Annotated in this window: 10 protein-coding genes; 5 read left to right on the forward strand and 5 right to left on the reverse strand. The window is 72.1% G+C overall.

Translation table 11 applies throughout. The annotated features are described in order from the left end of the window. Positions 1 to 37 precede the first annotated feature (37 nt). Together Scani_RS11930 and Scani_RS11935 are read left to right on the forward strand one after the other, a co-directional pair. Positions 38 to 1,981 (forward strand): Ig-like domain repeat protein, encoded by a 1,944-nt coding sequence (locus tag Scani_RS11930; RefSeq protein WP_159473544.1) that lies wholly within the window; start codon positions 38 to 40, stop codon positions 1,979 to 1,981. Continuing rightward, positions 1,978 to 2,115 carry an Ig-like domain-containing protein gene (locus Scani_RS11935; protein WP_159473547.1) on the forward strand — a complete coding sequence of 46 codons (138 nt, stop codon included), beginning with the start codon at positions 1,978 to 1,980 and terminating at the stop codon, positions 2,113 to 2,115. The genes Scani_RS11930 and Scani_RS11935 overlap by 4 nt, the downstream gene beginning before the upstream one ends. Before the next feature lie 174 nt (positions 2,116 to 2,289). On the opposite strand, the gene Scani_RS11940 is transcribed toward Scani_RS11935, so the two are convergent. Both Scani_RS11940 and Scani_RS11945 read right to left on the reverse strand, forming a co-directional pair. Beyond that, positions 2,290 to 2,772: a pyridoxamine 5'-phosphate oxidase family protein gene (locus Scani_RS11940; protein WP_159475806.1), complete on the reverse strand. Its 483-nt coding sequence runs from the start codon at positions 2,770 to 2,772 to the stop codon at positions 2,290 to 2,292. 259 nt (positions 2,773 to 3,031) lie between these two features. Beyond that, positions 3,032 to 4,345 (reverse strand): globin domain-containing protein, encoded by a 1,314-nt coding sequence (locus Scani_RS11945; protein ID WP_246295716.1) that lies wholly within the window; start codon positions 4,343 to 4,345, stop codon positions 3,032 to 3,034. Between the two features lie 335 nt (positions 4,346 to 4,680). On the opposite strand from Scani_RS11945, the gene Scani_RS11950 reads away from it, so the two are divergent. Beyond that, the gene (locus Scani_RS11950; RefSeq protein ID WP_159473550.1) at positions 4,681 to 5,424 is read left to right on the forward strand and encodes a response regulator transcription factor; all 744 of its coding nucleotides are present in this window, start codon (positions 4,681 to 4,683) and stop codon (positions 5,422 to 5,424) included. Between the two features lie 128 nt (positions 5,425 to 5,552). Here Scani_RS11950 and Scani_RS11955 read toward each other — a convergent pair whose 3' ends face one another. Beyond that, entirely contained in the window at positions 5,553 to 7,268 is a 1,716-nt protein-coding gene (locus tag Scani_RS11955; RefSeq protein WP_167538074.1) for a sensor histidine kinase, read from the reverse strand. Between the two features lie 1,083 nt (positions 7,269 to 8,351). Between Scani_RS11955 and Scani_RS11960 the strand changes: the two genes are divergently transcribed. Then, positions 8,352 to 10,004 carry an APC family permease gene (locus Scani_RS11960; protein WP_159473553.1) on the forward strand — a complete coding sequence of 551 codons (1,653 nt, stop codon included), beginning with the start codon at positions 8,352 to 8,354 and terminating at the stop codon, positions 10,002 to 10,004. A 333-nt stretch (positions 10,005 to 10,337) separates the two neighbouring features. Here the strand turns inward: Scani_RS11960 and Scani_RS11965 are convergent, their stop codons facing one another. Both Scani_RS11965 and Scani_RS11970 read right to left on the reverse strand, forming a co-directional pair. Continuing rightward, positions 10,338 to 10,541 carry a hypothetical protein gene (locus tag Scani_RS11965; protein WP_159473556.1) on the reverse strand — a complete coding sequence of 68 codons (204 nt, stop codon included), beginning with the start codon at positions 10,539 to 10,541 and terminating at the stop codon, positions 10,338 to 10,340. Positions 10,542 to 10,930: 389 nt separating this feature from the next. Next, positions 10,931 to 11,524 (reverse strand): TetR/AcrR family transcriptional regulator, encoded by a 594-nt coding sequence (locus Scani_RS11970; protein WP_159473558.1) that lies wholly within the window; start codon positions 11,522 to 11,524, stop codon positions 10,931 to 10,933. Positions 11,525 to 11,616: 92 nt separating this feature from the next. On the opposite strand from Scani_RS11970, the gene Scani_RS11975 reads away from it, so the two are divergent. After that, a complete protein-coding gene (locus tag Scani_RS11975) occupies positions 11,617 to 12,837 on the forward strand; it encodes an alpha/beta hydrolase family protein (RefSeq protein WP_159473561.1) in 1,221 nt (406 codons plus the stop codon). Positions 12,838 to 12,987: the final 150 nt, after the last annotated feature.

A 12,987-nucleotide genomic window follows, 5' to 3' on the forward strand; every position in this document is an offset into this window, starting at 1 on the left:
CTCGTGGCGCGAGGCGCGAGGCGCCGGGGACGATCTGGTGCTCCGCACCACGGCGGACCGCGCCGACCTGCCGAGAGCGCTCGACAGCAGCATGCTGCTGCACGCACTGCCCGGTGCGCTGGCCCGGACGGCCACCGCACCGGGGCTGCTACGGCGGACCGACCTCGCCGGCCGGGCCGACGTGCCCGGACTGCAGAGCCTCTCCGGGATCTTCCCCGACCAGGGCTCCTACCGCGGCGGCACCCTGGTGACGATCGTCGGGCGCCACTTCACCGGCGCCACCGCGGTGTACTTCGGCGCCCGACGGGCGGCCGCCTTCTCCGTCCTCGACGACCGGACCATCGTCGCGGTGACCCCATCGGGCAGCGGGGCGGTCCCGGTCACCGTCACCACACCCGGCGGCAGCGCGCGCATCGGGTACTTCTCCTACCTTTACTGGCCCGTCATTTCGCGGCTCATCCCCTCCGCCGGCCCGGTCGGCGGGGGCAATGTGGTGGAGCTGGTGGGCGCCAACCTGAGCACCGCGCTGCTGGTGCACTTCGGTGACGCGATCGCCTTCCCCACCGCGGTCTCCGAGGGGCAGTTGCTGGTGACCGCTCCCCCCGTCGCGGGGCCCGGCACCGTCCCGGTCTACGTCACCACCATCGGCGGAGTGAGCAACCAACTGCCCTACACCTATGCCGCGGTGCCGTCGGTGACCGGGGTCAGCCCGAGCACCGGGCCGATCGCGGGCGGTACCACCCTGGTGGTGAGCGGCACCGGGCTCAGCCGGGTCACCTCCGTCACCGTCGGCGGAGTGCCCGCGGTCTCCTTCCGTGCGTACTCCGACACCCTGCTGGTGGTGGTGACGCCCCCGGGCACGCCGGGTCCGGCCGACCTCGTCATCACCACCCCGGGCGGCAGCGTGACCGTGTCCGGCGGCTTCGGCTACCAGGCGCCCACGGAGACGGCCGTCAGCTCCGCGCCGGCCCCCTCCGCCGTCGGGGAAGCGGTGACCTTCACCGCCGTGGTCACGGGGGTGCCGCCGACGACCGGCACCCCGACCGGCACCGTCACCTTCGACTTCGGCGACGGCTCGGCACCCGTGCCGGCGACCCTCACCGGAGGCACGGCGTCGGTCGGCCACGTCTACACCGCTCCCTCCGGCACTCCCTACGAGGTCACCGTCTCCTACGGCGGCGACGTCTTCTTCACCCCGTCCACCGGAACGGACACCCAGGTGGTCGAGGCGGCCTCGACCACCACCACCGTGCAGACCTCCCCCGATCCCTCGCTGGCCGGGCAGGCGGTCACCCTCGTCGCGCGGGTCTCCCCCGTCCCCCCGGGGGACGGGGCGCCCGCCGGCACGGTGACCTTCGATTTCGGCGACGGCTCCCCCACCGTCACCGCCCCGCTGAGCGGCGGAGCCGCGACGGTCACCCACGCCTACGCCGACGCCGCCGAGGACCCCTACGCCGTCACCGCCGCCTACAGCGGTGACGGCAACTTCACCGCCTCGACGGGCACCGACACCCAGACCGTCCAACAGGCCGCCTCCGCCACCGACGTGAGCCTGGCGCCGAGCCCGTCGGTGGCCGGCCAGCCGGTCACCGTCACCGCGACGGTCACCACCGTCCCGCCCGGGGCGGGCACCCCCACCGGCATCGTCACCTTCACCTTCGGCGACGGGACCGGCTCCGCCACCGCACCGGTGTCCGCCGGCGTCGCGACCGTCACCCACACCTACACCGGCACCACGGGCAGTCCGTTCACCATCGCGGCCTCCTACGGCGGGAACGACAGCTTCGCCGTGTCGAGCGGCACCGACACCCAGACGGTCAACCGGGCGACCACCTCCACGGTCGTGGTGTCCACGCCGAACCCCTCGACGACGGGCGACCAGGTGACCGTCACCGCGACGGTCACCGCGGTGGCCCCCGGAACGGGCACCCCCACCGGGACCGTCACCCTCGCCATCGCCGGGCGCACCCCCAGACCGTGACCCTGGTCAACGGCCGGGCCAGCGCGCAGTTCAACCCCCTCCCGAAGGGAACCCACCTCGTCACCGGCAACTACAACGGCGACGTGAGCTACGCACCGTCCAGCGGGACGACCACCCAGGTGGTCAACAACTGAGGCATCGCAGACGGCCGTCGGCCCCGTGGTGCATGCGTGCCGCGTGGCCGACGGCCGTTTCAGGGGGGTGCTCAGCGCGTCGGCCGGCCGCCGGGGAGTCGGCCACTACTCGTACCGCTACTCGTACCGCGCAGGGGGGAACAGCTCTGCCGCTGACCTCGAAGCAGTCGTTCCTTACCGTGAGTTGACGGTACGCGGAGCGGCCACGGCGACGGGGGCGCAGGGGGACAACCGCAGCCCCGTGACCAGGTCCGGGCGGATCCGCAGCGCGTAGGACATCCGGTGGTCGGCCCAGGGGTGCAGCAACGCCTGGTAGTGCGCAAGGTCGTCGGGATCGGTCACCAGGTGGCAGTAGCCGGTCACCACCACGCTCCAGCCGCAGTGCGTGGCCGGGTCGATGGCGTCGGCCTCGTAGGCGACGACCACCCCCTCGTCCTCCGCGTGCACGGTCAAGCTGGTCAGCGCCGCGCCCTCGTGGGTACGGATGATCACCTCGCCGTGGTGGAGGAGGTGGTTGACGGGGCGGATGGCCGGCAGCGCGTCCTGGGTGAAGACGATCCGCCCCAGCGGCACGCTGCCCAACAGGCGGAGGGCCTCGGCACGGTCCAGTTCGGTGCAGCGGCGGGACGCCTCGCGGTCGGCCCAGGACACCGGCATGGCGTCGGTGGCGGTCCCGGCGGTGTGCCGGGCCGGGTGGTCGTTCACGGCGTGCTCCCTGTGCTGGTGACACTGCTGACGCGCTGGGCTGTCAGTCACGGTCAGTAGAAGGGTTCCGTCGGCGGCCCGCCAGGGGCCGTTCGGCCCTCCTGGGGACCACACCTTCCAAGGCCCGATGGGCGTCGCGCCATCACGCCGTCACGCCACCGCTCCCCGGTTCCGTCGTTCCGCCGCTCCGGTCACCGCCCCGTCTGCCGGGTTACGTCGCGCAGCGGCCGGCCGGCGGGGTCAACGGGTCCGGCACCGGGTCGTGGCGCATGTGGTCGGCGGGCATGCCGGCCGCGGTCAGCCGCGCGACCGTGGCACCGACCATGGCCGCCGGGCCGCTGACGAAGGCGAGGTGATCCGACCACCGCCCCTCCCGTGCCACCGCCTCGGCCAGCGGACCGTAACCGGCCGACGGGTCGTCGAACTCCGGGACGATGTCCTCGTCCAGCACCCGGACCACCCGCAGCCGGTCGTGGCGTGCCGCCAACTCGGCCAGCGCCGCGGCGTCATACAGCTCGGCGCGGCCGCGGGCCCCGACGAAGAGGTGTACCCGGCCGGCCGAGCGCGGCGGAAGGCCGCCGTCGGTGCCGCGACGGCGGGCCGCCCAGTCCTCCAGCAGCGCCTTGATGGGCGCCCAGCCCGTACCGCCCGCCACCATCAGCAGATCGCGGGAGCGGTCCTCGTCCCGGAGCGTCATCGTGCCGTGCGCCGGCCCCAGCCGCAGGACGTCGCCGACCCGGGTGCCGCTGACCAGGGCGTCGCTGACCCCGCCGGGACCGGTGCGCCGGATGTGGAACGCCACTTCTCCGTCCGGCGCCGGTGCGGACGCGAGGGAGTAGTGCCGCCACGCCTGGCGCATCAGCGGGGACTCGACGGCCGCGAACTGGCCGGCCCGGTACGGATACGGCTCGTGCAGCCGGACCCGCAGCACCGCGAGGTCCGGGCGGCGCCGCTCGTGGGCGGTCACCGTGCCCTGCCAGCACGGCGGTTCGGCGAGCGCGGCGTCGGCGCCCTCGACCATCGACGCGACGGCGAACCGCAGCATCCGCACCCACGCCTCCTCCACCGCCTCGGCCCAGCGGGGCCCGGCGGTGCGTCGCAGCGCCACACACAGTGCCGCCTCGAACGCCTCGTAGTGCGCCGGGCGCACCCCGAGCTTGCGGTGGTCATGACCGAGCTGCCGGAAGGTGGCGGCCACCTCGGCGGGGCGGTGCAGATTCTCGATCAGGTACCAGAAGGCGCGGGCCAGGTGCACGCGCTGGAAGTCCATGGAGGCGGGAAACAGCGACCGCAGACAGGGCCACCGGGCGAACATCTCGTCGTAGAGGTGGGCGATCAGGTCGGCGAACGGCGTGACCAGGTCGAGGTACTGGGTGATCAGGCGCTGGTCCGCCGCGCCGTCGTACAAGGCGGCCGTATCCGGTTCGGGTGCCGGCGCTCGGCCCTGACCGAGGATGCGCCGCCGCAGCCGCATGGCGTCGTGCCGGGCGAGCAGGGCGTGGTACTCGCCGCCGACGGTACCCACGGCGGACCGCCCGGACGGCACGGACGGCTCGGACGGCACGGATGCCTGGGGCGGCAGGGGCCGCAGGGACGGCAGGGACGAAGCGGAACGTGCGGACGAGGCTGAACGTGCGGACGGCACGGCCGGCTCGGACGAAGTGGAACGTGCGGACCGATAGGACTGCTGCATGGAATCGACCTCCTGACGGGAGCGCCAGTGTCGCAACGCGGCTCCGTACCCGAAGGGCCCCGATCCCCCAGGGCCGTTCGGCCCTTGTGCCAGCCGCCCGGCCGGGCGAACCTCGTGGCCGGACCCTTGTGCCCGGCCGATCCGCGAGAACCACAGAGCGAGAGTGCATGAACCAGCAGCCCGTTCCCCCTGCCCCCGCCGCGCCCGCCGCCGTCCCCGAGACGCCGCTGCGCGTCTTCATCCTCGACGACCACGAGGTGGTCCGCCGCGGTGTAAGGGACCTGTTGGAGGCGGAGGAGGACATCGAGGTCGTCGGGGAGGCGGGGGACGCCCGGCAGGCCCTCGCCCGGGTGCCGGCGACCCGTCCGCAGGTGGCCGTGCTCGACGTCCGGCTGGGCGGCACCGACGGGCCCGACGGCGACCACGAAGGGATCGTGGTCTGCCGGGAGTTACGGGCCCGCCTGCCGGAGCTGGCCTGTCTGATGCTGACGTCCTTCGACGACGAGGCGCTGTTCGACGCCATCATGGCGGGGGCCTCCGGCTATGTGCTCAAGCAGATCGACGGCACCGCGCTGGTACAGGCGATCCGCACGGTCGCGGCGGGGCAGTCGATGCTGGATCCGCGCACCGCGACACGGGTGATGGAGCGGCTGCGCGCCCCGGGCCGGGCCGGGGCTGCCGAGGGGGAGACGGAGACCGAGGCGTCCGAACTCGACCGGCTCTCACCCCGCGAACGGGAGGTGCTGGACCTGATCGGCGACGGCTTGACGAACCGTCAGATCGCGGACCGGCTGTTCCTCTCGGAGAAGACGGTCAAGAACCGTGTCTCCGCGATCCTGTCCAAGCTGGGAGTGGGACGCCGGGTCCAGGCGGCGATGGTCGTCGAACGGCTGAAGGGGCCACGGACATGACCCCGACCCCCTGAATCCCAGGAGGCAGACCCGCCACTCCCGGTGCGTCGCGAAGGTGCCACCGCCCCCCGCCCCCGTACGGCGCGCCGGAGGCACCACGGGTCACCGGGACACCGGAACGGACCGGGTCAGTCCGACAGCGGCACCCGCCACACGATCCGGGTGCCACCGCCCTCCGGCGTCTCGACGGCCAGCCGGCCGCCGTGCATTTCGGCCCGGGCCCGCATGTTGGCCAGACCTCCGGCATGCGGGGCGTCCCCGACCCCCGCCCCGTCGTCCGTCACCGTCAGCGTCACCGCGTCCGCGGTCACCGACAGCGTCACGTCCAGGTGGCGGGCGTGGGCGTGGCGGGCGGCGTTGCTGAGGGCCTCCGCGGTCACCGCCACGAGGTGCGGCGCCAGATCGTCGGGGACCGCGGCGTCCACCGGCCCGTCGATCCGCAGCGCCGGGCTGAAGCCCAGGGGGCCGGCCGCCCGCTGCACGGTCTCCGTCAGGTCGCGACGCAGACCGCTCCCGCCCTTGCCGTCCCCGGTGGTGCGCAGTCCGAAGATGGTGGACCGGATGATCTTGATGGTGGTGTCCAGGTCGTTGACCGCGCGGCCGACCCGTTCGGCGGCCTCCGGGCGGTCGATCAGCCGGGTCGCGCTCTGCAGGGTGATACCGGTGGCGAACAGCCGCTGGATGGCGAGGTCGTGCAGGTCCCGGGCGATCCGGTCACGGTCGTGAAGGACCGTCAGCTCCTCCGACTCGGCCCGTCGGCGGGCGAGTTCCAGGGCGATCACGGCCTGGTCCGCGAAGCCCGATATCAGCGTGACCTCGGCGTCGTCGAAGGCCGGCCGCCCGGCCAGGCGGCTCAGCCGCAGGGCGCCGCAGCCGGTGTCCACCTGGAGCGGCACGGCGACCGTCGGCCCGTGCACCTCCACGGGCTCTCCGTTCCGCGCGGCACCGTCCGGCTCCTCGTCCTCGGACGGGTGCACGGTCCCGTCACCGACGGCACCCGGGCCGAGCGGGTACGCCCGTGGGTCGGCCCGTAAATCGGCACTGACCACCGGCCGGCCACTACGGGCGGCCATCCCGGGCAGCGAACCGTCCGCCGGCACCCGCAGCCCGAGGATCCGGCTCGCGCCCGTACCGCACGCCACCGCCACCGTCAGCTGGTCCGCGGACGAGGGCACCGGCAACAGGACCGCCGCACAGTCCGCACCGGCGACCTCCTGCGCGCGCTCCGCGATCAGCCGCAGCACCTCGTCGGCGTCGGTGCCGGACAGCAGACTGCGGGTGATCTCCCCCAGCGCCTCCAGCCACCGTTCGCGGCGGCGGCTCTCGTGGTACATGCGGGCATTGTCGATCGCCACTCCCGCCGCGCTGGACAGCGTGGTCAGCACGGCCTCGTCGTCCGCGTCGAAGGAGCCGCCGCCGCGCTTCTCGGTGAGGTAGAGGTTGCCGAACACCTCGTCGCGGACCCGGACCGGCACCCCGAGGAAGGTCCGCATCGGGGGATGGTTGGCCGGAAAACCGAAGCTGTGCGGATGCCTGCTCAGGTCCGTGAGCCGCAGCGGCTCCGGGTGGCGGATCAGCTCCCCGAGGATGCCGCGGCCGCACGGCGTCCGCCCGATCAGCTCGATGAGCTCGTCGGACATCCCGACGGGCAGGAACTGCGACAACTGCCCGTCCCCGACCACGCCGAGCGCCCCGTACTCCGCGTCGGTGAGGGTGACCGCGGCCTCCACGATGCCCTTGAGCACCTGCGGGAGTTCGAGCCCCCGCCCCAGGCTCATCACGGCGTCGAGCAGACCGCGCACCCGGTCCGGCTCGCGGAGCTGCGGCCCGTGCGGACCGCTCATGGCCGGTGCGTATGACTGCGATTCGGACATGCCCGCCCTGCTCCAAAGATCCCGTACGTCTGCTCGGCAGCCTACGTGATCATCGATGCCACGCCGGAGGCCACCGGTGCCGACCGGCCATCCACCGGGTGGCTACGACGGGGGCCGACCGCCCCGCCACCCAGGGCCGATCGCCGGACGGAAAAGGGCTGTTCGGCCCTGCGGACCGCGAAGGCGGACGGCTGACGATATGCCTGCCGGGAAGGGCCGGTCTCCCCCGTGCCGATGGCCCTTCCCGGCTCAGTCCGTTCACGGCCCGCCCGATTCACGCTTGCACATCCGAACCCACGGACCGCGCCACCGCCGACCGCCGACCGCCGACCGCCGACCGCCGACCGCCGACCGCCGACCGCCGACCGCCGACCGCGAAAGGAGAACTCATGCTGTCGCCCGCTGTCCTGGCCCTTGCGCTGGGAGCCGCCGTCCTCTGTTCCGCCGGTTGCCTCCGGTACGTACCCAGGACGGACCGCCTGGGGCCTGGGGCGGTCCGCACTGCGTCTGCACCGTCGCCATGTGACCAACGGGACCCTGCTCGGGGCAGCGGACCGGCATTCCGTGGCAGTGCCTTGCCGTCCGAGGCGCTTCGGAAAGCGGAAGACGATTCCTGACCGACTGCGGGATCCCCTACTCGGCGGGAACACGGACCCACGCGAACCCGCTGGCCGTGCGCGGTCCGCGAGCACCTGGGTGAGACCTGCCCGAGTCACCCACGAGCCCGCACCTGCGACCCCGAATCCCCCAAGCCCCCCAAGGCCCACAGCACCGCGCTCACCACCAAGCAAGCGCCCGCTTACCCTTCGCTGTGACGCGTCTCATGCAGTGATCTCCCGTACTGCCGACGGGCGGCGGGTTGTGGGTGAACAGGCCGTGCGCCCGCGGCCGTTGACGCCGGGGCCGTGGTCCGTGGGGGCCGGGCCGCGTGGTGTTCCGGCAGCGCAGCGGCGTTCTCGCTATGTGGCCGGAAATAAGGTGGTCGGCGGCAGACGGCAGCGGCCCCTCCCATAACGCGGGGCATGCGCAACACCAGGACGGACGACACTTCCCATGGATATGAGCGCCGGCGAGCGCAAGGGGCTCAGCCTCTTCGCCCTCATCATGATCGGCATCGGCTCGATCTTCGGCTCCGGCTGGCTGTTCGGGGCCGGCTCCGCCGCCCAGGTGGCGGGCCCCGCGGCGCTGGTCGCCTGGGTGATCGGCGTCATCTTCATCGGCATGATCGCGATGTCGTACGCGGAGGTCGGTTCGGCCTACCCGATCCCCGGCGGCATGGCCCGCTACGGGCATTTCTCGCACGGTCCGGTGCTCGGCTTCCTCACCGGCTGGGCGGTGTGGATCGCGACCGCCTCGCTGATCCCGATCGAGTCGATCGCCGCCACCCAGTACATGACGTCCTGGAGCTTCGACTGGGCGAAGGGCCTGGTCGATCCGGCCACCCACCAGCTGACCCTCTCCGGCACGGCGGTGGCGCTGGTCCTGACCCTCGCGCTCTGGCTGACCTGCTTCTGGTCGGTCCAGCTGCTGGCCCGCGCCAACACCGTGCTCACCCTGGTCAAGTTCGCCATCCCGGTGCTGGCGGTGCTCGCGCTCGTCGGGTCCGGCTTCCACCCCTCGAACTTCACGGCCCACGGCGGCTTCGCCCCGTACGGCTGGCCGGCCGTGCTCACCGCCGTCACCACCTGTGGTGTCGTCTTCGCCTTCAACGGCTTCCAGGCCGTGGTCAACCTCGGCGGGGCCGCGAAGAACCCCGGCCGGGCCATCCCGGTCGCCCTGATCGGTGCGCTCGCGCTGGGCCTGGTGATCTACTCGGCGCTGCAGGCCGCCTACCTGGGGTCGGTGCCGCCCGAGCTGCTGGAGCGGGCCGGCGGGTGGCAGGGCGTGAACTTCAACTCGCCGTTCGCGGACCTGGCGGGGCTGCTGATGCTGCACTGGGTGGTCACCATGCTGCAGTTCGGCGCGTTCATCTCGCCGGCCGGGTCCAACATCGCCAATGTCGCCTCGGCCGCGTACATGGTCACCAACCTCGCCGAGACCGGGTTCTTCCCCCGGAAGCTGGCGGCCGTGCACCCCCGCTACGGCACCGCCCGCCCCGCGATGTGGCTCAACCTCGGCTTCTCCGTCGTTCTGCTGCTCACCATCGGCCGCAGCTGGCAGGCGCTGGCCGGCGTGGTGTCGGCGGCCATGGTCATCTCGTATCTGATCGGCCCGATCGCGGTGGGGGTGCTGCGACGGACCCGCCCGGACCTGCCGCGTCCCTTCCGGCTGCCGGCCGCCGGGGTGCTGTGCCCGGTCACCTTCGCCTTCGCCGCCTGCGCGCTGTACTGGTCGAAGTGGCCGGAGACCGGCAAGATCACCGTGCTGACCCTGGTGGCCGCACCGGTCGCGGCGCTGGTGCTGTGGCGCCAGGGCGAGCGGCGGCTCCTGCGGCAGTTCGCCCCGGCCTGGTGGATGATCGCCTTCCTGGTGTGGACGGCCACGGTGTCCGCGCTGGGCGGCGAAGAGTTCGGCGGCCGGGGCATCCTCCCCGGCGTGCTCGGCACCGCCGTGATCGCGGTCACCGCCCCGCTCTTCTACTTCTGGGCCGTACGCTCCGGGGTCAAGGCCCACGCACGGGGCCTGACCAGCGCCCCGTCCCCCACCGAAGCCACCCCGACACCCTCCGCCACCACCGACGACGCCCGCCCGATGGCTTCCGTCTGAGGGCACACCGCGCCAGGGTCGGGGTGCGGGCTCGAAAACCGGGGCGGATTCTCTCTCCCCTCCTCCCCCCGACCCCACCGAGCGTCCGTGCCGTCCATGTGTCCGTGCGTCCGTGCGTCCGTGCGTCCGTGCGTCCGTGCGTCCGTGCGTCCGGAGCCTCCTCGCGTCCTTGCACCGGCTCGCGAACGACCCGGGCGCACGACGACGGGCCACGGTGCGCAATGACATCAGTGGCGGGGTTCAGCACGGCCCCGTCATCCAGTCCGGCCAGGTCACCGGGCTCACCTTGTATGTCCAGGATCCCAGCGCGTAGGCAGTTTCGTTTGGATCATCTCATTCCGGGCCGGCAGCCGGCTGGCTACTGCCGTGCGGCGCCTCGTCCACGTTGCCCCCGAACTTGCACTCTCCGGCGACCTCGCTGGTGACCTCGCTGGTCGTCAGGCGCAGTGCGCGGATTTCCCGCAGCCGGTGGCTGCGTACGGAAGGGTCGGCGAGCTCGCTGTCCGGTTCGATGCGCCGTATCCGGTTGCGGAGCATGTCGAGTTCAACCTGCGGGGAATCGATTACCTCGGCAGTGCAGCAGAGTTGCACGGATGAGCAGTAGACCGTCGGAATCCTTCGCACCGGGCCTTCTTCGCCGATTGCTTTCCATGGCCCGGGGATGTGTGTCCCAGGCGTCGGTCACGTTCAGCAGGACATCTGGGTTTTCGTGCACTGCGGCGAATACAGACTGAGGCAACCGGCGATGTCACGTCGGGACTTGCCGTCCTTGATGCAGCGTTCGTAGCGGTCTTGGGTGCGCGGTCGCAACACGGGCGAGTCTGCACGGTCCGGTGCAGAGCGGCGTGGGCGGCCCCGGCGATCCAGTCGTCGCCGTACTTCGGGGCGAGGTCGGTGAGGGTCAACCGGTGGTTCGCGTCGGGGTCTCACCCTCCGGTGGCGGTGCGGAGGATGAGCAGGCGATCGACCAGTTCGTCGACGTAGGCGGGGGTGAGCGGGCCCGTTCCGAACAGGATGCGGAGGTACATCGGGGACAGGATGAGGTCGAGCACCTGGAGCACATCTGGCGGGTGTTCGCCTCGGTCGCGGGCCCGGTCGAGCATGACCTGCAGTTGACGAGTGCGTTCGGCGAGGAACGCGTCGCGGGCCTCCAAGCCCGGCTGTCCCGAGTTGGACAAGGAGATGGCCAGGCGCAGTATCGCCGTCCCGTCCGGTCCGGCGATGTCGCGGGCGGCGGTGGCCGCGTAGGTGCGTAGGTCGCCCTCCAGGCTACCGGTGTCAGGGGCGGGGGAAGTGGCGGCGAGCCGGGTGGCGGCCACGTCCGAGAGAAGGGCTTCCAGGTTTCCCCAGCGACGGTAGATGCTGGAATCGGCCACGCCCGCGCGGGTGGCGACATCGCCGACCGTGAAGTTCCCGTAGCCGCGGTCGCCGACCAGGTCCGCGACTGCCTGATGCACTGTCGCGCGGACCCGGGCCGCACGGCCACCGGGCCGGCGGACCGGCTCCCTTTCCTTCTCCACGCCCCCACCTTAACGCAGTCGCCACTTGCGTTTTTCGTCTCGGCGCTCCTACAGTCTCGCTAACGCAGTCACTAACTGCTTTAGGAGTTTGGATGAAGTCCCTGTTCTTCCCGCACAACCCTTCGTTCTGGTTCGAGACACTGCGGTCCTTCGGCCACATCGCCTACGGCGGCGCCGACTTCGGCGAGGTCGTGGTGACCACCGAACGGATCACCGTCGACGACTACGACAGCTGGCACGACGAGTGGCTCGCCACCGCCGACCGGGTGGCCGATGAGGGACGTACGGCCCTGGCCGGCGGGCACCGCGTCAGCGCCCGCGACGCCTTCCTGCGGGCGTCGAACTACTACCGAAGCGCCGAGTTCTTCCTGCACGGCGACGCCACGGACCCGCGCATCCTGCACGCCTACGACGCGTCGGTGAGGTGTTTTCGCCAGGCAGCCGCACTGTTCACCCCGGTCGTCGAGCCGGTGGAGATCCCTTACGAGGACACCACGCTGCCGGGGTACCTGTACCGCGCCGACGACTCGGGCACCGCCCGGCCGACCGTAGTCATGTTCAACGGATTCGACGGTACGGCCGAGGAAATGCACTTCGGCGGCGCCGCCGCGGCCGTCGAGCGCGGCTACCACGTCCTGTCCTTCGACGGCCCCGGCCAGCCGGGTACCCGCCACCACCACGGCCTGGTGTTCCGTCCCGACTGGGAGAACGTGGTCGGCCCCGTCCTCGACCACGCCCTCACCCGTCCCGAGGTCGATCCCGCCCGGATAGCCCTACTGGGCAACAGCATGGGCGGCCTGCTCGCACCGCGTGCCGCGGCCTTCGATCACCGACTCGCCGCCGTCATCGCCCTCGACGGCGTCTACGACCTGGGTGACATGGCCGCCGGCGCCCTGTCCCTCGACCGCGCCGAGGCCGAATGGAGGCTGCGCGCCGACCACGACCCCGAGCTCGACGCCGCCGTGGAGGCGGCCGTCGCCGCCAGCCCCAAGATTCGCTGGCTCGTCGACCAGGGCATGTACGTCATGGGCGCCGAGACCCCGCGCGGGGTCTTCAGCACCTTCCTCGAATACCACCTGCGCGACGGCATCGCCCAGAAGATCACCTGCCCCACCCTGGTCTGCTCGGCCTCGGACGACGTGTTCTTCGAGGGCCAGCCCGAACTACTCCACAAGCACCTGACCTGCCCGAAGACTCTGCTGGAGTTCACCGGCGCACTGGGCGCGGACGCGCACTGCCAGGCCGGCGCCCAGCGCCTGGCTTTTGCCCGTGTGTACGACTGGCTGGACGATGTCATGGCCGAAACCACCTGAGCCCGTCCCGTCGTTCCGGCGCGAGCCCGCACCGGCCGAACCAGTCCTCTCAGCCGGGCCGGCCGCCGGCCACCCCTGCATGCCAGCACCGACGGATGGGTGGAGTCCTTGGCACTCGCCGCCCATGACCGTCGCTGGGCCAAGACCGTC

The organism is Streptomyces caniferus, from assembly GCF_009811555.1.
GTDB classification, from domain to species: Bacteria; Actinomycetota; Actinomycetes; order Streptomycetales; family Streptomycetaceae; genus Streptomyces; species Streptomyces caniferus.